Source organism: Desulfosporosinus meridiei DSM 13257 (genome assembly GCF_000231385.2).
In the GTDB taxonomy this organism is placed as follows: Bacteria; Bacillota; Desulfitobacteriia; order Desulfitobacteriales; family Desulfitobacteriaceae; genus Desulfosporosinus; species Desulfosporosinus meridiei.
Genome location: NC_018515.1, coordinates 4,798,177 through 4,818,947, shown reverse-complemented (window position 1 = coordinate 4,818,947; position 20,771 = coordinate 4,798,177). Strand labels below are relative to the sequence as shown.

20 protein-coding genes and 1 riboswitch are annotated in these 20,771 nt (G+C 40.9%); of the genes, 15 read left to right on the top strand and 5 right to left on the bottom strand.

What is annotated here, in order from left to right; genetic code table 11:
* Positions 1-21: 21 nt before the first annotated feature.
* Both DESMER_RS22205 and DESMER_RS22200 read right to left on the bottom strand, forming a co-directional pair.
* Positions 22-1,284, bottom strand: a complete 1,263-nt coding sequence (locus DESMER_RS22205; protein ID WP_014905316.1) for an Nramp family divalent metal transporter — start codon at positions 1,282-1,284, stop codon at positions 22-24.
* Complete coding sequence (locus tag DESMER_RS22200; RefSeq protein ID WP_014905315.1) at positions 1,281-2,579, bottom strand: magnesium transporter; 1,299 nt, start codon at positions 2,577-2,579, stop codon at positions 1,281-1,283. The genes DESMER_RS22205 and DESMER_RS22200 overlap by 4 nt, the downstream gene beginning before the upstream one ends.
* Positions 2,580-2,769: 190 nt before the next feature.
* A riboswitch (M-box (ykoK) riboswitch) is annotated at positions 2,770-2,935 on the bottom strand.
* A 278-nt stretch (positions 2,936-3,213) separates the two neighbouring features.
* Here DESMER_RS22200 and scfA point away from each other — a divergent pair.
* From scfA to DESMER_RS22170, 7 genes are all read left to right on the top strand, one after another.
* A complete protein-coding gene (gene scfA, locus DESMER_RS23325; RefSeq protein ID WP_014905314.1) occupies positions 3,214-3,354 on the top strand; it encodes a six-cysteine ranthipeptide SCIFF in 141 nt (46 codons plus the stop codon).
* Positions 3,355-3,454: 100 nt separating this feature from the next.
* Positions 3,455-4,930: a thioether cross-link-forming SCIFF peptide maturase gene (scfB, locus tag DESMER_RS22195; RefSeq protein ID WP_014905313.1), complete on the top strand. Its 1,476-nt coding sequence runs from the start codon at positions 3,455-3,457 to the stop codon at positions 4,928-4,930.
* A gap of 108 nt (positions 4,931-5,038) precedes the next feature.
* Positions 5,039-5,710 (top strand): tetratricopeptide repeat protein, encoded by a 672-nt coding sequence (locus tag DESMER_RS22190; protein WP_242831023.1) that lies wholly within the window; start codon positions 5,039-5,041, stop codon positions 5,708-5,710.
* Between the two features lie 14 nt (positions 5,711-5,724).
* Complete coding sequence (locus tag DESMER_RS22185) at positions 5,725-6,534, top strand: MBL fold metallo-hydrolase (RefSeq protein WP_014905311.1); 810 nt, start codon at positions 5,725-5,727, stop codon at positions 6,532-6,534.
* Positions 6,535-6,555: 21 nt separating this feature from the next.
* A complete protein-coding gene (locus DESMER_RS22180) occupies positions 6,556-7,704 on the top strand; it encodes a S1C family serine protease (RefSeq protein WP_014905310.1) in 1,149 nt (382 codons plus the stop codon).
* Between the two features lie 338 nt (positions 7,705-8,042).
* A complete protein-coding gene (locus tag DESMER_RS22175) occupies positions 8,043-9,722 on the top strand; it encodes a glutamine--tRNA ligase/YqeY domain fusion protein (RefSeq protein WP_083856528.1) in 1,680 nt (559 codons plus the stop codon).
* 90 nt (positions 9,723-9,812) lie between these two features.
* The gene (locus DESMER_RS22170; protein WP_042334137.1) at positions 9,813-10,031 is read left to right on the top strand and encodes a hypothetical protein; all 219 of its coding nucleotides are present in this window, start codon (positions 9,813-9,815) and stop codon (positions 10,029-10,031) included.
* A 107-nt stretch (positions 10,032-10,138) separates the two neighbouring features.
* On the opposite strand, the gene DESMER_RS22165 is transcribed toward DESMER_RS22170, so the two are convergent.
* Positions 10,139-11,230 (bottom strand): putative NPN-dependent ornithine cyclodeaminase, encoded by a 1,092-nt coding sequence (locus DESMER_RS22165; protein ID WP_014905307.1) that lies wholly within the window; start codon positions 11,228-11,230, stop codon positions 10,139-10,141.
* A 304-nt stretch (positions 11,231-11,534) separates the two neighbouring features.
* Here DESMER_RS22165 and DESMER_RS22160 point away from each other — a divergent pair, with 304 nt between their 5' ends.
* Entirely contained in the window at positions 11,535-12,245 is a 711-nt protein-coding gene (locus DESMER_RS22160) for a C40 family peptidase (protein ID WP_014905306.1), read from the top strand.
* Between the two features lie 156 nt (positions 12,246-12,401).
* On the opposite strand, the gene ybaK is transcribed toward DESMER_RS22160, so the two are convergent.
* On the bottom strand, positions 12,402-12,881 hold the full coding sequence (gene ybaK, locus DESMER_RS22155) for a Cys-tRNA(Pro) deacylase (protein ID WP_014905305.1): 480 nt from the start codon (positions 12,879-12,881) through the stop codon (positions 12,402-12,404).
* Between the two features lie 314 nt (positions 12,882-13,195).
* Here ybaK and DESMER_RS22145 point away from each other — a divergent pair, with 314 nt between their 5' ends.
* Positions 13,196-14,335, top strand: a complete 1,140-nt coding sequence (locus tag DESMER_RS22145; RefSeq protein WP_014905304.1) for a UDP-N-acetylglucosamine--LPS N-acetylglucosamine transferase — start codon at positions 13,196-13,198, stop codon at positions 14,333-14,335.
* 53 nt (positions 14,336-14,388) lie between these two features.
* Here DESMER_RS22145 and DESMER_RS22140 read toward each other — a convergent pair whose 3' ends face one another.
* Positions 14,389-15,264, bottom strand: a complete 876-nt coding sequence (locus DESMER_RS22140; protein WP_014905303.1) for a radical SAM protein — start codon at positions 15,262-15,264, stop codon at positions 14,389-14,391.
* Positions 15,265-15,615: 351 nt separating this feature from the next.
* Between DESMER_RS22140 and DESMER_RS22135 the strand changes: the two genes are divergently transcribed.
* From DESMER_RS22135 to DESMER_RS22110, 6 genes are all read left to right on the top strand, one after another.
* Entirely contained in the window at positions 15,616-16,185 is a 570-nt protein-coding gene (locus DESMER_RS22135) for a DUF1836 domain-containing protein (protein ID WP_014905302.1), read from the top strand.
* Positions 16,186-16,223: 38 nt separating this feature from the next.
* The gene (locus DESMER_RS22130) at positions 16,224-16,709 is read left to right on the top strand and encodes an NfeD family protein (protein ID WP_014905301.1); all 486 of its coding nucleotides are present in this window, start codon (positions 16,224-16,226) and stop codon (positions 16,707-16,709) included.
* 32 nt (positions 16,710-16,741) lie between these two features.
* Positions 16,742-17,740: a flotillin-like protein FloA gene (gene floA / locus DESMER_RS22125; protein WP_014905300.1), complete on the top strand. Its 999-nt coding sequence runs from the start codon at positions 16,742-16,744 to the stop codon at positions 17,738-17,740.
* Between the two features lie 8 nt (positions 17,741-17,748).
* Positions 17,749-18,294: a hypothetical protein gene (locus tag DESMER_RS22730; RefSeq protein WP_014905299.1), complete on the top strand. Its 546-nt coding sequence runs from the start codon at positions 17,749-17,751 to the stop codon at positions 18,292-18,294.
* 177 nt (positions 18,295-18,471) lie between these two features.
* Positions 18,472-19,164, top strand: coding sequence for a spore cortex-lytic enzyme (gene sleB / locus DESMER_RS22115; RefSeq protein ID WP_014905298.1), 693 nt, complete (start codon positions 18,472-18,474; stop codon positions 19,162-19,164).
* 10 nt (positions 19,165-19,174) lie between these two features.
* Positions 19,175-20,539, top strand: a complete 1,365-nt coding sequence (locus tag DESMER_RS22110; RefSeq protein WP_014905297.1) for a PepSY1/2 domain-containing protein — start codon at positions 19,175-19,177, stop codon at positions 20,537-20,539.
* The last annotated feature ends 232 nt before the right edge of the window (positions 20,540-20,771 follow it).

The window sequence follows — 20,771 nt, the reverse complement described above, 5'->3', positions numbered from 1 at the left end:
CATATTGAACTAGAAGGTTGACTACAATCCTATGCTTCTGAAAGCATTAGTAACTAATTCAGGGAACAAGGTAGATAATAACAAAAGTAGAGAAAGTAAAACAAGGATTAAGGTGAATGTCCAAGCGATAATATTAAAAAACGTTGAATTAGCATACTCCCCCATGATGCTTTTTTTGCTGGCGATAAGAACCATGAAGATAAGAATAGGCGGTAAGAGAACCCCGTTAACCACTTGAGTCGTCAACATGACATGATATAAGGATAGCCCAGGCCATAAGACAATAGCTGCTCCTAAAACAATTAAGATAGTATATAGACTGAAAAATACCGGGGCTTCTCGATAAGACTTGCTGATCCCGTGTTCAAAACCGAAGGCTTCACAAACAGCATAAGCGGTACTGAGTGGCAGCACGAAGGCTGCTAACATTGAAGCACCGAGTAAGCCAAAGCCAAACAATAAACTGGCATATTCTCCGGCCAAAGGTTTTAGCGCCAGAGCGGCATCCTTAGCAGTTTCTATAGAGATATTATTGGCAAAAAGAGTTGCAGCAGTGGATACGATAATAAAGAAGGCAATGAATCCGGTAAAGAAGGTTCCGATCAAGACATCCCAACGGGTATAGCGATAATCTTGAGCAGTAATTCCCTTATCGACAACTGAGGATTGAACATAGAATTGCCCCCAAGGAGTTATCGTAGTTCCTATGACTCCGACAACCATGAGCAGAAAGGCGGGAGTTCCCAAGAGGGTGGGAGTGATAGATTCGACGAAGACATGCGGCCAAGGCGGTTTGACCATAATTCCGGAAATAACATAACTAAAAAATGTTAAGCACAAAAACAGAAGGATTTTCTCCATTTTGGCATAATCTGTTTTAATGACAAGCCACCAAATTATGAAGGCCATAATCGGTACGGAGAGATATTTATTCACACCAAATATTTCGAAGCTTGTTGCAATCCCCGAGAATTCAGAGGTGGTGGTTCCCAAATTAGCAATTAAGAGGACACTCATTGCAAAAAATGCCCATTTGACTCCGAAGTTTTCCCGGATTAAATCTGAGAGTCCACGGCCGGTTACAGCACCAGTTCGGGCTGAGATTTCTTGAGCTATGGCCAGAAGAACAGTACTTATAAGCATGGTAAAGATAAGGGAGTAGCCATATTTAGCCCCTGCTGCAGCATAAGTTGCGATTCCACCGGCATCATTATCAGCAAAGGCAGTAACCATTCCCGGCCCCATGATAGCAAAAAACAAGGCGAAACGTGCTTTTAAGTTCATTCGCTATGCCCTCCTTTCGCTTGGCGCCGGCGGGCAATCAAGGTGGAGTAAATTTCCACCCGAGGTCGGTCGGGCATCAATAGTTCTAAGACATCGTCAACAGTGATGATCCCCAAGATATGATCTTGGTCATCCACGACAGGTACAGCCAGTAAACCATATTTATGAATGGTGTCGGCCACCTTCTCGTGATCGTCGTAAGGAGAGATCTTGACAACTTTAGTATGCATTAAATCTTTAAGTGTAGTTTCAGGGGAGGCAATAATCAGCTCTCGGAGGGAAAGAACACCCTCTAAGGTTTCTTGCTCATCCACGACATATAAATAATAGATAGTTTCTGCTTCAGGAGCTAAGCGTCTTAATTCATTAATTGCTTGTTCAGCAGTAAGCCAAATCGGCAAGCCAATAAATTCTGTCGTCATAAGAGAACCGGCAGTGTCTTCTTCGTACTGCATTAATTCGCGAACATCTTCGGCATCGTCCGACTCCATTAAACTTAGAAGCTCTTCGGATTTCTCAGAGGATAATTCACTTAGGATATCAGCTGCTTCATCCGGTGGCATTTCCTCTAGAATATCAGAAGCGCGTTCCTCATCCATTTGGGTAATAACTTCGACCTGTACATCCAATTCCATCTCAGTTAACGCATCAATGGCTTGTTGAGAATCCAAAGAGTCAAGGAAAGCGGCTCTTTGCTTGTAGTCCATGTCTTCTATTAGATCCGCGATATCTGCAGGATGAAGTTGACGAAGCTGCTCTTTTTCACGAGTGAGCTGAAGAGCTGAAGTCCTGTTTTCCAAAGGTTTAATAAACTGGCAACCAACAAACTTATTATCTAGGCGACTAAGTAAGAACTCTGCCCCTAATCTTCGGAATAAGCCGCGCACACCAATATCTACTGCTACTAAAACAATATAATTGTGACCTTCCCGAGCCACCCAAGACAATGAAATGTCATTGACCCGTACTATTCTTGAGCCTTCTAAGTCGATGATTTGTTTATCTAACAGCCATTTACCTATAAACGTTTCATCCTCATGTATAGGGCAGGTTAATTTGGGATTAAACAGTGTATTAAGCCTCATTCCGTTATGATCCCAGGAATCCACTAACTTAATGGGAATTAAGTCATGAGCCCCTTTTGTGTAACGAATACCTGTAACATGAGGAGAGACGCTATCCCAACGGATTGCCATATCCAGCAATCGACCAACCCGATGTCCGTCAGCATCTCTAATTGGTTTGTTAAGTAATTGACTAAAATAAAATTCTCCTAATAATTTTAGATCCTCCATTTAATTTCCTCCTTTCAGCAACGGAGTTCTGGCACCATCGGAAAATCGAGATGCTTCGTATTAATAACTTGAAGACGCGAGTGATAAGGGCCAGAATCCATAAAATCCACCTCCTTTAATGTTAAAAAAACTAATGGAACAAAAAGAAAAAGACCTCTATGCCAAAATAGAAGGTCTGCAAACACAAGTTCGACCTCCCTACTCGTTGAGCTTTAGCACTGCATAGCGTAGAGGGATCTCAGCCACCTTAAGTAAAACCTTATGTCGGTAGTACCTGTTCTACCCAATTGGCGTCTCTCGACATTTCTGGGCAGTGGCGTATGTCTATGCAGGAGCCTCACCTAACAGAGAATTTAAATTTTCCCGGTGACACCTCATTATATGTACAATCTAGTAAATTCGTCAACATCCTTCGGGAATAATTAGGATTATCCTTAAAGATTATTTTTTTAATACCTTTTATAAGGGTTTCAGATCAAATTTTTAAAAGATTACAACACAAAATGTTGAAGAAAAAACCTTAAGAAGGCCCCTTTATAAAGTTTTAGGCTTTGCCATTCCTCTTATTGTTGTGTTATAATTTAAAAATAAATCAAATTAAATGACGTGATAGACTCGAGAGGAGGGTGTTTGAATGGCAAAACACATTCAGACCATTGTGAAAGCAAACTTAAGTTCTACTGTGAAAACCGGAGGATGTGGCAAGTGCCAGACCTCTTGTCAATCTGCTTGTAAGACGTCGTGCACTGTTGGAAACCAAGTGTGTGTTAAATAAGGCTTATAGGCTTAATTGCAACATAGGATATCAGAACCCACCCGCATACCGGGTTGGGTTCTGTTTCTGTTCATAAGGGTTATGGAAGAGAGGATTATTAATGCTTGATTTATTGTCAAACAACGAATATTTGGTTAAAAAAAATGTGCATAGTTATCGTCAAGGAGATTTATTCATCGCTCACGACGTCAATTCCGGATCGCTGCACATTCTTGATGAGGACACGTATGAGGTACTGAAGGCCATCGAGGAGCTGCAGGAAGCCTCGGAGCAAGTCAATGAAGAAGGGATTAGACAGCTTCTTTGGCAATCCGGCAATCAACTAACGGTAGAAGAACTTTCTGAAATACTTGGAGAACTGGGTGAACTACGCCAGCAAGGTACACTATTTTCCAGAGAGGCAGAGCAGGTGCTTCCGGCGTACCCGGAAAAGCCGATTGTTAAAGCCATTTGTCTTCACGTAGCTCATGACTGCAATCTGCGTTGCAAATATTGTTTTGCAGAAACAGGTGCTTTTGGAGGAAGCAGAAGCATGATGGATTTGGAGACAGGCAAGAAGGGGATCGACTTTGTTTTAAATTTGTCTGGACATAGAAATCATTGTGAAGTAGATTTCTTCGGTGGTGAACCCTTGCTTAATTTCGGCTTAATCAGGTCTCTGGTTGAATACGGAAGAAAGGCTGCGGCGGATCGGGGTAAAACCATAAAATTCACGTTAACAACCAACGGGATATTATTAAATGATAAAATCCAGGAGTATCTCGAACAAGAGGATATCAGCGTTGTGTTAAGTTTAGACGGTCGCCCTGAAGTGCATGACCGAATGAGACCCTTTTCCGATGGCCGGGGAAGTTACGCTAAAATCACCCCTCTAATCAAACAGTTTGCTGCGAAACGACCGGAAAGTTCACCTTACGCCTTAGGAACCTATTACTACGTTCGAGGGACGTACACCCATTTCAACCCGGATTTTGATCAAGATGTTTTACACATGGCGGATTTAGGGATTAATCAAATCTCTGTTGAACCTGTCGTAGCCAGTCCGGAAGCACCCTACGCTTTCCAAGAAGGAGATCTTGAAAAAATATGTGAAGCCTATGATCGGCTAGGAGAGGAATTATTAAGCCGTCGTGGTCAAGATAAAGAGTTTAACTTTTTCCACTTTAATGTTGCCTTGGACCAGGGGCCTTGCATGATTAAACGTCTTTCAGGATGTGGCGCGGGGCATGAATATGTGGCAATTTCTCCAGAGGGCGATCTTTATCCTTGTCACCAGTTTGTTGGACAAGAGGACTATAAACTGGGATCACTTTACGCTGAAAATCCGAATCAGCTAAAGGAAGAGATAGTTAAGTCTTTTCGCTCGGCGCACATATATATGAAGCCTCTTTGTCGTGAATGTTGGGCCCGCTTTGCTTGCAGCGGGGGATGTCACGCTGCTAACGTCTCCTTTACTAAAAGTCTTACAGATGTTTATACTTTAGGATGCGAGCTTCAGAAGAAGCGTCTGGAAGTAGCATTATACTTAAAGATCAAAGAAATCCAACACAATCAAAATCCCTTATCTCTTGCGTAGAATAGTCACTGCTAAGTTAAGAGAGTGGGATATCCCTTAAGATTATAGGTTGGATGGTTTAAAGAGACATGGTACAATGGTAACTGGGATTTAATGGTCAATGGAGGGATGGGTTTGAATAAAAAATCACAACGAATTTTTGCAGGTATCCTGGCAGTTCTAGTAAGTCTTGCGATGGTTGGTTCAGCATTTATTGGATATTTTTTCGACCAGACCCCCTCGGCTAATCCGGCAAACAATGCTACCGCCAATTTAGAGGCAAAATACCAATCTCAGAAGGCGAGCATAGCTGCAATGGTTGAGCAGGAAAAAAGTACCCCGGAGAATATTTCTTTACTGACGGCTCTCGGTAATGAATATTATAATGCCGGTATGACAGCTCAAATGGTTGCGCCCACTGAAGTCCAGGATAATTTTAAAAAGGCTGTTGAGGTTTACCAAAAGGTTTTGCAAACAAATAAAGATCCTAATATTATCGTGGATATGGCCACATCTGCTTTTTACAGCGGGGATTATGAACTAGCCGAAAAGAGTTATACAGAGGCGCTGACCATCAAGCCGGATTTTATGACAGCAATGATCAACTATGGCATTTTCCTTTCTCAAGCTAAGCAGGATTGGACAGGAGCAATTAATTATTGGCAAAAGGCCTTGCCCCTGGCTCAAAACAGTACTGACAAAGAACAAATCGAGGCAATGATTAGTCAGGCCCAAAGCCAACTCAGCACTAATCAAACGAACGACGGGTTGTCCAATCCCAACTTAAAAAATGGTGAGTAACGGAGGAACTAAAATTGCACTTTACAACTTTGGCAAGCGGAAGTTCCGGAAACGCAATTCTTATTGGAGAGGATAACCGACATTTGCTTGTGGATTGTGGAATTAGTGGCAAGAGTTTGTTACATAACCTCTCTCAAATAAATCTTTCTTGTTCAGGCATCGAAGGAATTGTGGTTACCCATGAACATGTGGATCATATTAGGGGAGTAGGGATTCTTGCCAGGAAACTAAAAATTCCCATCTATGCTACAACCGGACTTTGGAAAGTAATGAATCATTCCTTGGGAAAGCTTGCCGAAGATCAACGCATTGAAGTGGAAGAGTCCTTTTCTTGTGCCGGTTTGGACGTCCTGCTCTACCCGACATCCCACGATAGCCGGGAAAGCTATGGGCTCAAGATCTCACGCCCCAAAAAAAAGAATAAGAAGGATTTGGCTGTCGGAATTGCTACTGATAGTGGCATAATCACTGAGGAAATGCATCGTCATTTGAAGGGGTGCGATGCCCTTATCGTTGAGGCGAATTATGATGATCAACGGTTGCAATATGGGCCCTATCCAGCCTATCTGAAGAAGCGAATACGAGGAAAGTTTGGTCATTTAGATAATAAACAGGTAGCTGAAGGACTTTTAGAGTGGATCCAGGAAAACACCCAAAGGGTAGTTTTGGCTCATCTGAGTCAAGAAAATAATACCCCGGAAATTGCCCTATCCACAGTGCTGGGCATTCTTCGCGATTCAAAGGGGTCTAAGAATCTCGCAAATGTCCCTGTCCATGTGGCCCCCAGGCATTCGCCGCATGAATTGATGGTGTTAATGGAATAATAGCAATAGGAGGTTAAAGTTATGGACTACTATAAGGATAATAATTATTCTCGGAGAGGTCCTGGCTTTTTTTCGACAGTTATTGTTGCTTTAGTCAGTGCCTTGTTAGGCGGAATCATTGCCGTAACCTTAGTACCAACGGTATACGGGAATAAACAAGTAACCCCCTCAAGCCAAGTTGTTTTAAATACAGGACCTACGACTCCTTCTGTTCAAACTGAAGGGACTGGGAATTTTCCTGTAACTCAGATTGCTAAAGCTACAGGTCCGGCTGTGGTCGGGATTGCTAATTTCCAATCTCGGGGCTCCTTATTTGGAGGGGGCGGATCGACGGAAGTAGGAAGTGGATCCGGGTTTATCATTGATGCCCAAAATGGATATATCGTCACCAATAACCATGTCATTTCAGGGGCTGAAAAGATTATTGTTAGTTTGGCGGATGGCCGAAATATTAATGCTAGACTAGTTGGCGGTGATGAGCGTACTGACTTAGCGGTAGTACAAATACCTGATACGAAGGACTTAGTGGCTACACAGCTGGGTGATTCTTCCAAACTGCAAGTTGGAGAACCGGTCGTAGCTATTGGGAATCCCGGCGGACAGGAATTTGCTCGCTCAGTAACAACAGGGGTTGTATCGGCAACAAATCGTATTTTAAATATTCCCGGAGAAGCCAGTTTTAACCTTATCCAAACAGATGCTGCTATTAACCCGGGAAATAGCGGTGGTCCCCTTGTTAATTACCAAGGACAGGTGGTTGGGATCAATTCTGCAAAGAATCAGGAACAAGGATTTGAAGGTATGGGCTTTGCAATCCCCATTACAGATGCACTGCCGACAATTAAGCAGCTAATTGAGAAGGGATATGCCAGTCATCCCGGGCTAAATGTCCAAATTGATCCGAGATATACGGCTGAATATGCCACTCAACGAGGATGGCCGGAAGGAGCGTATATTTCCAAAGTTACACCTGGGGGACCGGCTGAGAAAGCAGGAATTCGAGCTGGAGACGTTTTAACGAAGATCAATGGAATAGCGATTAAGAGCTCCTTGGAATTAACCCACCAGTTGTTAAAGAATAAGCCAGGTGATACGGTCACCGTCACAGTATACCGGGATAACAAAAATGTTGATGTTTCGGTTACGTTAGTAGAAATCAAATCCCAATAGATAGTATGTAGAAAACGAGATTTGAGTATTGGTGCTATATTCCGTAAAACCATATCCTTTAGCGAGGATGAGCCGAACCTGTCGTAGCTATCTGTTCAAAGGGGGATGTAACAAAGCTTTAAGTTTTGTTACATCCCTTTTTTATCTGTTTAACTTGTTTTGATGACCTAACATCGATTATCGAAATTAATAAATAATGGGACTGAAATCATTCCAAAATTGTCTATGCTATAATATAGAAAAAATATTAAACCACTTCGAAAGTATTTATAGGCTAAAGTTGAACTCTCGGTTCTAATGCAGTATTATTTAGTGCAAAGGAAAAAATGGCAGATAGGATGAAGAATAGAAAGGTGATATCGATGGAACATAAAGCCTCCTCGAACTTTATTAAGAATATTATTAACGAGGATTTGAAATCGGGCAAAGTTGATCACATTATTACTCGATTCCCGCCTGAGCCTAATGGTTATTTACATATTGGTCACGCCAAATCCATTATTTTAAATTTTGAATTAGCTGATGAATTCAAGGGTAAAACTCATCTGCGCTTTGATGATACTAATCCAGTCAAAGAGGATACTGAATATGTAGAATCTATCAAAGAAGATGTAATGTGGCTGGGATATAAATGGGATGAATTATTCTTTGCCTCAGATTATTTTGAAGAAATGTATAACCGAGCTGTCCTGTTAATTAAGAAAGGTAAGGCTTATGTTTGTGATTCTACAGCTGAGGAGATTCGTAAAATGCGCGGATCCCTTATTGAGGTCGGACAAAAAAGCCCTTATAGGGATCGCTCAGTTGAAGAAAACTTGGAATTATTTGAGCGAATGCGCCAAGGGGAATTCAAAGATGGACAAAAGGTTCTCCGTGCTAAGATAGATATGGATTCTCCCAATATTAATATGAGGGATCCGGTTCTTTACAGGATTGCTCATGCAACCCACCATAACACAGGAGACAAGTGGTGTATCTACCCCATGTATGACTTTGCCCATCCCTTAGAGGATGCAATTGAAGGGGTGACCCATTCAATTTGTACCTTGGAATTTGAGGATCATCGCCCTCTGTATGACTGGGTCATACGAGAGTGTGAAATGGATAAGGTACCACAGCAATACGAATTTGCCCGGTTAAACATTACTAATACTGTTATGAGTAAGCGTAAACTTAAACAACTAGTGGATGAACAGGTTGTTGACGGTTGGGATGACCCGCGCATGCCGACAATTTCGGGACTTCGTCGAAAAGGTTATACTCCGGAAGCTATTCGTAGTTTTGCTCGGGAAATAGGTGTTGCTAAAGCGGATAGTGTAGTAGATAGTAAAATGCTCGAATTTTTTATAAGAGAAGATTTAAAGCTTAAAGCACCCAGAACAATGGCTGTATTAGAGCCCCTCAAAGTGGTTATTACAAATTACCCTGAAGACCAAGTTGAAATGTTGGAGGCGGAAAATAATTCCGAAAATCCTGAAATGGGAAGTCGCCAAATTCCTTTTTCGCGAGAAATTTATATTGAGCAAGATGATTTCATGGAAAATCCCCCGGCAAAATATCACAGGCTTTTTCCGGGAAATGAAGTTCGCTTAAAAAACGCCTATTTTATAAAATGCAACGATATAGTAAAAGATGAAACCGGTAAAGTTATCGAATTGCATTGCACCTACGACCCTGAAACTAAGAGTGGAACCGGCTTTACAGGAAGGAAGGTAAAGGGGACTATTCATTGGGTGGAAGCCTCTCAGGCAGTCCCGGCAGAGTTTCGACAATACGAACCTTTGATTCTGGATCAGGAAGAAGGCGACGATACTTCCTTTTTAGAGCATATTAATCCTAACTCCTTAGAGGTCGTCCAGGGGTTTGTCGAGGCAAATATTAAAGATTCAAAGCCACAAGATAAATTTCAGTTTTTTAGGCATGGCTACTTTAATGTTGATCCCTTGTCCTTGAAACAAGGCAAGCTCATATTTAATAGAATTGTGTCATTGAAGAGCTCATTTCAATTAAATAAATAATAGATAATGACGTAAAAAGAACTCTCTAAATAGCTTGAACTGCTCCCTGTCAACTTGGCAGGGAGCAGTTCAGCTTTGGAGAGTTCTTTTTTGAATGATTTTTTACTTTTTGAGAATAATAATAAAAAATTGTTAGGAGGGAAAATAGTGGAAAATCAAGAGACTCAAGGTAATGGGGTTTCTCAAGGTGAAGTAGTGGTTAATGGAAATATTAATAGTGAAATGATATCAAATAATTTGGATGACTCTATCGGACTCAGTCAGCAGAAACTAAGAAATGCACAGGTACAAGAGCTTACGCTTTCCTGATTAGGCTGAATGTAAAGTATATATCCAAAAAGAGTAGAGGCAATTGATTTTTGCCTCTACTCTTTTTGGGCTTAAGTGACTCTGGTACAAGTGTTCAACAAAGATAATCATTTTTGAACCAAATTGTTTTTAAGGTGAACTAGGAAGTCTTGTACATTGGTTACCATAGTAGTGACCTCTAAAGATCCGCGATCTCTGAGTTTATTGACGGCAAACTCGGCGATATCAATACAGTATATGAAGACGGGGCGGATCTCTCCATTATGTTGTATGTAAGCCGGTGTCATATTTCCTGTTGCAATAGTGTGAAGCTGAGTGGCTAGACAAATGAGAGTCGTAGCTTTACGAGTATGCTTGCGCATTTCATCTTGGGCGTTATATACATCGGCTATTACGGAAGGCAGTGGACCGTCGTCACGAATTGAACCTGCAAGAACCAAGGGGATGTTATTAGTGATAGCAGAATACACAATACCCTCATTTATATGATTCTTTTCTATGAGACCTTCAAGAGAGCCCGCCTCTCGAGCCATATTAATTAAATCTAAATGGTGATAATGGGCATTAGGAGGAGACTGCTGATTATAGGTGTTTTGCCCCAACGCCGTACCAAAAATAGCTGCTTCCAGGTCATGGGTTGCCATAGCATTGCCTGCCAGAATAGCATGAGCAAAGCCATTTGATATAAGGCTGGAAAGAGCTGTTCTAGAATCGTAGTCAAAGACAACTGCAGGACCTAAGACCCAAACAATGTACCCATTATCCCGCTCATACTTTAATAGTTCATAAAGTTCATCGTAGTCCTTTGAAAAAGCGGTTTCCCTAGAACGGCCGGAACGAAAAGAAAATAACTCTGAATGGGTATCAGTTGAACTGAACCCTGATGCATAAACAAAAACACCCTCACTTCCATCTTCGGCTCTTCCGGTTATCACTTTATCCCCAATGTTTAAATTTCTAAACTCAACCACTTGAACCCTTCCATCTGTCCTTAGGACAGGAACCCCATCCATTCGGCTTTCACTCGCTAAAATCCATTTCCCATTTATTTTAAAATACTCCGGATATATCGAGAGAGCATGATAGTTTTCCGGAGCCGACCCCGCATTTTTTACTTCGACAATTTGAGCATTTGGAGCGGATACGAAAGGTTCTTGATCAAAACTGGGGTGTTTATAGTTTGGTAGTTGGTAACTCATCCGGTATCCTCCTTAAATGTTTGAGTTATTTTGCCCCAAAAAAATAAACTAACATTCCACTTTTAAAAATTTTTATTAACGACTGGTTAATTAAAGGTCGAAACCCAAAACATAACGGTTTCGACCTTCTAGACGTAGATCAGGGGTCGTCTCTTATAACGTCAATTAAACACAGCAATGTAAAAAGTTTTCAATTGTGGCAGATTTTTAGAATGAAATCTTATCCTATGGATTCCGATATTAAAGTAAGTGGATTTTTCACTATAAATGTCCCCAAAATTAACAAAGTAATAGGAGGAACAGAATGAAAAAGAAAATTATCCTTGTGTTTTTTTTAATTTGTCTCATGTTTTCTTTGCCAACAACTGCTATGGCAACCCTTGGGGATGTTTTACTCAAAGTAGGTTCTAAAGGACCGGATGTTGTGGAGTTGCAGACAAAACTAAATTATGTTGGCTACAATGTTGGTAAGGCAGATGGTGTATTCGGGAATTTGACCAAACAAGGCGTAATTAATTTTCAAAAAGCTAATAAGCTAACTGCTGATGGACTCGTTGGTCCGATAACAGCAAAAACCTTAAACAATGTTTATTTCCAAAAACAACAGACCCAAACTCAGACTTCTCCGACTCAGACTCCAACACAGAGCAAGGTCGATAGTATACTAACTACAGCAGAACAGTATATAGGAGTTAAGTATCAATGGGGGGGGACTTCCCCTTCAACGGGTTTTGACTGCTCCGGATTTGTGTATTATGTTTTTAAACAAAATGGAATCACTTTGCCTCGGATATCCCGGGATCAATATACTGTAGGAACCTATGTATCCTTTGAGAATCTACGGCCGGGCGATCTAGTATTCTTCTCCTTTGCTGGCAATGGAGTTGTCGATCATGACGGGATTTATGTAGGTAACGGACAATTTATTAACGCTTCCTCTTCAAAGGGAGTTACAATTTATAGCATTGGGCCATACTGGAAATCAGTTTATGTAGGGGCCCGGCGAGTGATTTAGGAAGCGGTAGATTAGGATCAAATTTCGCTAACCTTAAATAGATACTATGTATTAGTGTGATAAACTAAATGGCCAGGTGAAAACGACACAAATCCTACAGGAAATAAAACCTGTAGGATTTTTTGTCTTATGGTTATAAAAATATGTAAATTAAAATTATAGCTTTGTTGAGATCGTACCTAAATGTGCCTTAGTTATTGAAATTAGGTCATGAGGATTAAGATAAAGCTGGAATCCTCGCAATCCTGCACTTACAGAAACTTTTTCTTGATTAGTTATAGAAGAGTCAATGTAAACAGGATAGCTCTTCTTCATTCCAATAGGGGAAACCCCTCCTCGTATATAACCAGTCAAAGGCAATACCTCCTTTAGAGAGACAATCTCAACTTTCTTATTCCCGCTCAGTGCAGCTAACCCTTTGAGATAGAGTTCATGATCGCCTTGGATACAAGCAACGATGACCCCAGTTTTATCACCACGGGCAACTAAAGTCTTATAGACTTGCTCAATGCTTAGCCCGACCTTATTAGCAACAGTAACGGCTGACAAATCTGATTCATCGACCACGTATTCCTTTAGCTCATAGGGTATTCTATTCTTGTCTAAAATTCGGGCTGCATTTGTTTTATGGGACATAAATTCACGCTCCTTTTATTAAAGCAGAAGAAATTTACTTTCGGAAGTCTGACCAAGATAATCTATCTTCGCCAAGCTTCTTTTCTTTTACGAAGGATGTCCCTATAATATAACTTATAGCCTTGGGAATTTGTCAAGATTTTTTTACCCATGACTTGATTTGAATTCTGAGAGTTTCCTATTCTACGTATTAGGTTGTAGATATCTCCGAACTCCTTGCTTTTCAGTGGTTTATTTTGGCTTGGCTGTACAAGTTCACTAAGTCGTGATATCGTCATGTTAATAGCTCATATAAAGAGGGAGGTAGTAAACTTTTGAAACAATTAAAGGTTCTTGTATTCTCCGCATCATTCGGAAACGGACATTTGCGGGCAGCGGAAGCTGTTATTGAAGGGATACGTATTCAGGAACCTTCCGCAACAATTGCTCACCTGGATTTTGGTGATTTTCTAAGTAAACCCATTAATTCGATGATCAAGAGTGTCTATGGTGAAATTATCAATCATATCCCGAAACTTTGGGGACGGTTTTATTACAAAACCTCTATGGTTCAGCCCCGTTCAATAAGTCAACAGTTTTTAAATAAATTAGGACGAAACGATTTCCTGAAGTATATTAAGACCTTTAAACCGGACTTTATCGTGTGTACTTATCCAACAGTTTCATCCGTATTAGCCCAATTACGATCTGAAAAGATTCTACAGATTCCTGTAGTTACGATAATTACTGACTATACAGTTCACAGTCATTGGGTGCATCCCGGTGTTGATCGATACATCGTTGCCTGTGGAGAAGTTAAGAATAGTTTACAAGCCTGGGGGATAAAGGCAGAGTGTATTCATGTTACCGGGATACCGGTAAGTCCGAAATTTGAAGAAACTGTAAACCGAGAGTTAATACTTTCTAAGTTAGGTTTAAAGTCGGGGATACCTACCTTTTTAGTAATGGGAGGATCCTATGGAATTTTAAAGAGTGCAAATAGAATTTGCCAGAAGCTTGTTGATTCTAAAGTTCCCGTTCAAGCTATAATTGTTTGTGGAAAAAATGAAAAACTATATGAATCCTTGAAAGAGCTTAGCGCTCAAGGGTGTAACCCTCTAGTGAGGTTGAAATATGTCCATAATGTCGAAGAATTAATGGCGGTCTCTGATCTGATAATTACTAAAGCCGGCGGACTAACGGTTTCGGAAGCGCTAACTAAGCGCTTACCACTTCTTATATTTAAGCCGATACCCGGACAAGAAGAAGAAAATGCACACTTTGTTCAGAAGATAGGAGCGGGAATCGTTGCTCAGACTGAAGAGGAAGTAAGTCAGTTGATAAATTATTTCTTGACCTATCCTGAAGAAGTTCAGAAAATGAGAGATAAGACTGCTACTGCCTTACCTGGTCATTCTACAAAATGTGCGGTTGGAGAGATGCTTAGGTTGGTTAAAAAAGAAATGTTAGCGTAACTTTATTAAAAAAAGAAGCAAAATTGAGTGATCAATTTATGCTTCTTTTTATGTTAGAACCCTCTCCAGTATTCAGGACGAAGGCTCTCTATAGTCTGATTATTAATAGTACTATCTAAAATCTGTAACAATTCATCTCTGTCATCAGGAAGCGTAGCTCGAAGCGACAGATAGTTCGAGGCGTGATTACTCCGAAAGATACAGTTTGATACTTTTAGATTCCCAAGCATAGTTCTAAGTTCCTTTAATGATTCAAAAGGACTGAGAAGTTGGAAGGAACCATCTTTTATAGCCTTGGCAAGAGGTGCATCTCCGTCTATCATTAACGTAAGAGCAGCTAAATATTGAGGGTCTATTTGGCTGATAACATGTGCGGTATCAATGGCATGTTCATGGGAAAGAGCCTTTCCTCCCAGACCGGTAATAACTGTGCAGGATAGTGTTAAACCGCTTGCTTTAACCTTTTGCCCCGCAGCGATCATTTGGTTAGTGGTGACACCCTTACAAACAGACCTCAGGATATCTTCATTACCGCTTTCTACACCTAAATAAACGATATTAAGGCCATGGGCCTTTAGGGCTGCTAATTCTTCTGAGCTCTTGGCGAGAATGTCTTTAGGGCCGCCATAAATTCCTACTCGCTTTAAATGAGGGAACCTTTGATAGAGTTGATCAAGAATTTCAGTCAGCAGGTCAGTATTAAGGGCAATTGCATCTCCATCTGCCAAAAAAACTCGTTCTGCATCTGGTTCCTCAGCCTGGGCAACGCTAAGAATTTCTTTGATTTCAGCTCGTGATCTAATCCTAAAAGATTTGTCCTTATACATTGTGCAAAATGTGCAAGCGTTATGTTTACACCCAACAGAGATCTGTAAAATAACGCTTTTCGCCTCACTTGGAGGACGAAAAATTTTACCTTCATAAAACATATAATCCACCATCTCCCAATTAGAATATTGTCTCTTTCTTCTACAATGATGTAGGAATTCCCTGCATTTAATTCCAGGTTATGTTGTTATTAATTCCGTGATAACCAAGTTTTCATGTGGGAGCCCCTAATTTTTTCTGCTTGAAAAAATGCTAGCCACATTTGATATTTTTAGAATTAAGCTATAGACGCAGAGATAAGTTGGGGCAAACAAAAAGGGTTTGGAAACTTCTCGATGAGGAAACGATAATAACGTATAAAGCTTAAAATAACATTGACAAGTGATCGCAATGATCATATAATAATATCAAAGAGATATTGGATGTTCAAAAGTACTTAAGTAGGTGAGATAATGAATGTAAAGCATTTGCAAGCAATTCGAAATGTGTTGAATGATTTAGAACCGAAACAAAAGGCTCTGCCCTATTTAGAATTAGATTCAATGATGTTGGCGCAAGTTGTTGAAGTGGCTAAGCGAGTTAGCCAAAATGATATTAATCCTACTCATGTACAAAATTGGGTTAGACGCAAATATCTTCCTAATCCCTTGAAAAGAAAGTATAGCCGGGAACAGGTTGCGAACATTCTGCTCATTAATGATTTGCGAGATATTTTATCCCTTGAAGAAGTCTCTCAATTACTTGGTTATGTTAATCAAAGCCTTTTAGATACCTCGGATGACAGAATTAATCCTACTAAACTTTACCGGTATTATAGCGAAACTTTTGACTGTACCCAGATGGACTGGGAGAAATCCCTTCAAGAATTAGAGAAAGAAGTCCAGCAAACACTGGCGGAAGATGAAATGCAGGACGAGGACCGAGAAAAGGTTGAGACAACGCTGGTTATTCTAAATCTATTGGCGAGAGCCAATTTATATAAACAAATTGCTAAGCGATGGTTGAATAGTTTAGAAACTTAGAGGATATACGCTTAGCCAACAGAAAGGAGGAGAAGGGAGTGTCGCAGAGTATTATTATTGCGCTGATTCTACTAGGAATCGCTTTGTTGGCAATTGAGATTTTTGTTATTCCCGGGTTTGGAGTCAGTGGTATTTTGGGGATAGCTGCATTAATCTCGGGCATATTTTTAGTGACAGATTCTTTTTTAGAAGGATTGTTATTCACTGCTGGAGCGCTGATCGTTTTGGGCATTCTCATTTACCTAAGTTTTAAATCACCCAGAACTCAGAGGTTGTGGAAGAAGTTCTCTTTAAGTACTCGTCAAACGCCAAAGGAAGGGTATGTTGCCCCAAAACCTCAGTATGAAATGTACCTAGGTCAAGTCGGGATAGCTCTAACTCAATTACGCCCAGCGGGAACAGGTGATTTTGATGGTGTTAAGTTAGACGTTGTCACGGAAGGGGGCTTTATAGGATTAGGAACAACTATTAAGATTATCGGAGTCGAGGGATCTCGAATCATTGTTCGGGAAGAAAAATTATAGGGAGGTGAAGCTCGACTGCGGTCGGGCAATGAATGAATCCATTATATATAACTCTGGCTATGTTTTTTCTGGGTTTTATTGTCTTAAGTGTTATTTTAACCTTCATCCCTGTTGGGCTCTGGATATCCGCATTGGCGGCAGGAGTTAATGTTGGAATTTTCAATTTGATTGGTATGCGATTAAGAAGAGTAGTCCCGTCTAAAATTGTAAGTCCGATGATTAAAGGGCATAAAGCCGGCTTGACGGTTACTACAGATCAACTTGAAGCGCACTACTTGGCAGGCGGAAATGTAGATAGAGTCGTAAATGCTTTGATTGCTGCGGAAAGAGCAGCTATTCCGCTGCTTTTCGAACGTGCGGCAGCTATCGATTTAGCAGGACGGGATGTTCTGCAGGCTGTACAAATGTCAGTTAATCCAAAAGTAATTGAGACCCCTGTTGTATCTGCGGTTGCTCAAAACGGAATTGAACTTAGAGTTAGGGCAAAAGTAACCGTGAGAGCTAATATCGATAGACTTGTCGGTGGTGCCGGTGAAGAAACAATTATTGCACGGGTTGGGGAAGGTATCGTAACCAGTATTGGTTCATCCGAATCCCATAAAGCCGTATTAGAAAGGCCGGAGCTGATTTCTCAAACAGTTTTGGCAAAGGGACTTGATGCGGGAACGGCTTTTGAAATCCTATCCATTGATATGGCGGATGTTGATGTAGGAAAGAATATTGGGGCACAACTCCAGATGGATCAGGCTGAAGCAGACAAACGTATTGCTCAGGCAAAAGCTGAGGAACGTCGTGCTATGGCTGTTGCGAAAGAACAAGAAATGAGAGCATCAGTTGAAGAAATGCGGGCAAAGGTTGTTGAAGCAGAATCTGAAGTACCAAAAGCTATGGCCCAAGCTTTAAGAGATGGCAAGCTTGGTGTAATGGATTATTACAATATGCAAAATATTATTTCGGACACCCAAATGAGAGGAACCATTGCTCAAGCGGGTAAATCTGACTCAGGCAATGATAGCACAACCAAGAAGTAGGTGAAATCATGTCGGTCTTCACTGTTGTAATTGTCATTTGGGTAATTTTTCAACTAGTTGGCTCGCTTATCAAGAAGGGTAAGCAGCAAACTCCGAGAAATTTCTCTCATCCCTCTAAATTGCCGAAGAGTATAAGAGAGGTTCTGAAGGAACCAGCCAAAGGATCTTGGCAGGAACAGATGCAACAAGCATTTACTCAAAGCTCACGTCAATTAGCAGAAGAGCCGGTTCGGGCAGAATCCATAGAAGTAATTGAGCCAAGAAGTTTTATGGATGGATTTGTTCAAACTGAAGGGACACAAGGAGTTGAGGGTACACAAGGAGTTGAAGGAACCCCGGGGATTGAAGGAACCAGCAGCTACAAAGGAAATTATGAAGTAGAAACCTACCGTGATCTGGAAGAAAACCTCGATGCCAGGATGCCTGAGAGAGAAAAAATTGCAAACGGTCTGACTTTCTCTCTCGAAGAAAAGAACCTCATACGGGGAATTGTTTGGGCAGAAGTTCTAGGAAAACCAAGAGCATTGCATCCATTTAAGGTATCTCGTCCATAAAAAGAGGGCAACAAACAAATAGCCATAGGTTAAACACCTATGGTTATTTGCTTTTTTTGTGCATAGTAACTTCATAGAATCTAAATAAAATATTTTATTGGCATTTATAGGTTATAGCTGGATAATTTCTTCCGAACTTTGCCACACTAAAGACTATCAACAAAGTGAGGTGAGGGTATGAAAGTACACATTAGGCATTGGAGGATGGTTATTACCATCGGATTATTACTTAGCATAACTCTGTCTGGTTTTGCCTACGCAGCTTTAGGTGATCGGTTACTAGGCAGAGGGAGTAAGGGGTCTGAAGTAACGGAGTTGCAAAAAAGGTTGGTTCAGTTAGGTTATGTTGTTGGAACCGTTGATGGTAAATACGGATCCAAAACTGAAGCAGCGATACAACGCTTTCAAAAGGAGCATGGGCTGAGAGTCGATGGATTAGCTGGAACACAGACTATAAAGGAGCTTATTCGCTTAACTGGGCAAAGCACTAATGCATCAGGAAAGGCTGTAGGTTATAAAAACATTGACACTAATCTGTTGGCTCGAACTGTAAATGCTGAGGCGAGGGGAGAACCATACATTGGACAAGTGGCAGTTGCTGCGGTGATCCTGAATCGGATTGCGGATCCTGCCTTTCCCAAAACAGTTGCAGATATTGTCTATCAACCGAGAGCCTTCTCAAGTGTAGATGATGGTCAAATCAACTTAGCTCCTTCAGCATCAGCGATCCGTGCAGCACAAGAAGCAGTAAATGGCTCAGACCCCTCTGGTGGAGCACTTTTCTTTTTTAATCCGGCGAAAACCTCAAATAAATACATTTGGTCACGGCCACAGATTAAACAAATAGGAAATCATATATTTACGAAGTAGGGGGACAAGCATGCACAGAAAGCTTTGGATAGGTGCTATGGCATTAGCCTTGTTAATTTCACTGGGCTGGGGTTGGAATGAATATCGATTAGCGGGGGAATACCGGCTTGCAGCAGAAAATAATAACCGAAGGGCTCTTAACGATTTTGCAAGCCACCTGGATCTGTTGGAGACTGATTTAGCGAAAGGAAATGTAGCTAATACCCCGGCCCAAAAGATTCTTTACTTAAGCCAAGTCTCTAGCAAAAGTGAAGCAGCCCTCAAGGATTTTGCCCAAATCCCTGCCCAGCAGACAGGGCTGAGTTATGTAGGGCAATTCTTAACACAATCAGGTGAATTTGCTCGAATTTTAGCTCAAAGAGTTGCTGGGGGAGGAACGATTACTTCTGAAGAAGAGACAACCCTGAAAGATATGCATGAACGTTTGATGCCAGTTAATCAACAAGTTCAAGAATTAATTCTTAGAATGGATACAGAAAGGTTAGTTTGGACAGACCCTGATCCATCCTGGAGGCAACGTCTTGGACTAGGCACTAAAGTTGCTGAGGCTTCAGCCGATGGCTCAGAAGCTCCTTCAAAATCAGTACGCTCTGGTTTAGATCAGCTGGATGCGGAATTGCAAAAGCTTCCTCCGTTTTCGTATACGGGAGAGTATGCTACTAGAGTTGTTGCAAAACCATTGGGTCTCCCTGCAGGGGAAGTAACAAAAGATCAAGCCCTTGACAAGGCCAGGGATTTCTTAAATAAAATTGGGTATGCTGATGCAACACCGGAGTTTTCCGGAGAATCGCAAACTGAGCTTGCCTGTTATATTTTCAATTACAAAGAATCTTATTTGGAAGTTAGTCGTCAAGGTGGGGTTATTACACTCTATCGCGATCAAAGAGCGATTGAACCTAGGACACTTAGCATAGATGCTGCAGCCAGTAAAGCCAAGGCTGTTTTACAAGCTTTAGGTTGGCAACAAGTAGTGATAACGTCAAGTGAAGAGTTTGGATCCTATGTTCAATTTGATGCAGTGTATGAAAAGGATGGGGTGAGGATTTACCCCGACAAGGTAAGGCTAATGATCTCTTTGGATAATGGTCAGCTGGTAGGATATGATGCTGTACCTTATTATGCATTTCATCATGCACGAACATTTCCGACAAAACTTTCAATGGAACAGGCTGTACGTAAGTTGCGACCGAATTTCCAGGTATTAGAGAGCCGCTTAGCCGTCATTCCTAAAAGAGGGAATCAGGAAATTTACAGTTATGAGTTTCGAGGTCGTTATCAGGGGGAAGAATACCTTATATATTTAAATGCAACGAATGGTTCGGAGGAGAAAATCCAACGGATTATTAAGACTCCGCGAGGAGAATACCTTAAGTAAAAGATTCACTGACAATGATAAGCGAGAGGGAAATCTCCCTCTCGCAATTAGTGCTTTCTATGTTAAGTTGAGTTAAAATTTTTTTTTCTAATCTTTTTTCTACAGGAAATCCAAAGTTTTATACATATTAGTTTTAAATTTATTGACAAACAATAAAGGATTTTTTTAAATTTACGAGAATAGGCACTTATACAAATTATAAGTTATAATTCATTCATCATGACTTTTCATA

Bases quoted from the DNA above. Each gene is read 5' to 3' on its own strand.
- DESMER_RS22730 (WP_014905299.1), top strand. From the start codon at position 17,749: ATGTCGGTCTTCACTGTTGTAATTGTCATTTGGGTAATTTTTCAACTA.
- DESMER_RS22190 (WP_242831023.1), top strand. From the start codon at position 5,039: ATGGGTTTGAATAAAAAATCACAACGAATTTTTGCAGGTATCCTGGCA.
- DESMER_RS22140 (WP_014905303.1), bottom strand. From the start codon at position 15,264: ATGTTTTATGAAGGTAAAATTTTTCGTCCTCCAAGTGAGGCGAAAAGC.
- DESMER_RS22110 (WP_014905297.1), top strand. From the start codon at position 19,175: ATGCACAGAAAGCTTTGGATAGGTGCTATGGCATTAGCCTTGTTAATT.
- floA (WP_014905300.1), top strand. From the start codon at position 16,742: ATGAATCCATTATATATAACTCTGGCTATGTTTTTTCTGGGTTTTATT.
- ybaK (WP_014905305.1), bottom strand. From the start codon at position 12,881: ATGTCCCATAAAACAAATGCAGCCCGAATTTTAGACAAGAATAGAATA.
- scfB (WP_014905313.1), top strand. From the start codon at position 3,455: ATGCTTGATTTATTGTCAAACAACGAATATTTGGTTAAAAAAAATGTG.
- sleB (WP_014905298.1), top strand. From the start codon at position 18,472: ATGAAAGTACACATTAGGCATTGGAGGATGGTTATTACCATCGGATTA.
- DESMER_RS22135 (WP_014905302.1), top strand. From the start codon at position 15,616: ATGAATGTAAAGCATTTGCAAGCAATTCGAAATGTGTTGAATGATTTA.
- DESMER_RS22205 (WP_014905316.1), bottom strand. From the start codon at position 1,284: ATGAACTTAAAAGCACGTTTCGCCTTGTTTTTTGCTATCATGGGGCCG.
- scfA (WP_014905314.1), top strand. From the start codon at position 3,214: ATGGCAAAACACATTCAGACCATTGTGAAAGCAAACTTAAGTTCTACT.
- DESMER_RS22165 (WP_014905307.1), bottom strand. From the start codon at position 11,230: ATGAGTTACCAACTACCAAACTATAAACACCCCAGTTTTGATCAAGAA.
- DESMER_RS22200 (WP_014905315.1), bottom strand. From the start codon at position 2,579: ATGGAGGATCTAAAATTATTAGGAGAATTTTATTTTAGTCAATTACTT.
- DESMER_RS22160 (WP_014905306.1), top strand. From the start codon at position 11,535: ATGAAAAAGAAAATTATCCTTGTGTTTTTTTTAATTTGTCTCATGTTT.
- DESMER_RS22175 (WP_083856528.1), top strand. From the start codon at position 8,043: ATGAAGAATAGAAAGGTGATATCGATGGAACATAAAGCCTCCTCGAAC.
- DESMER_RS22180 (WP_014905310.1), top strand. From the start codon at position 6,556: ATGGACTACTATAAGGATAATAATTATTCTCGGAGAGGTCCTGGCTTT.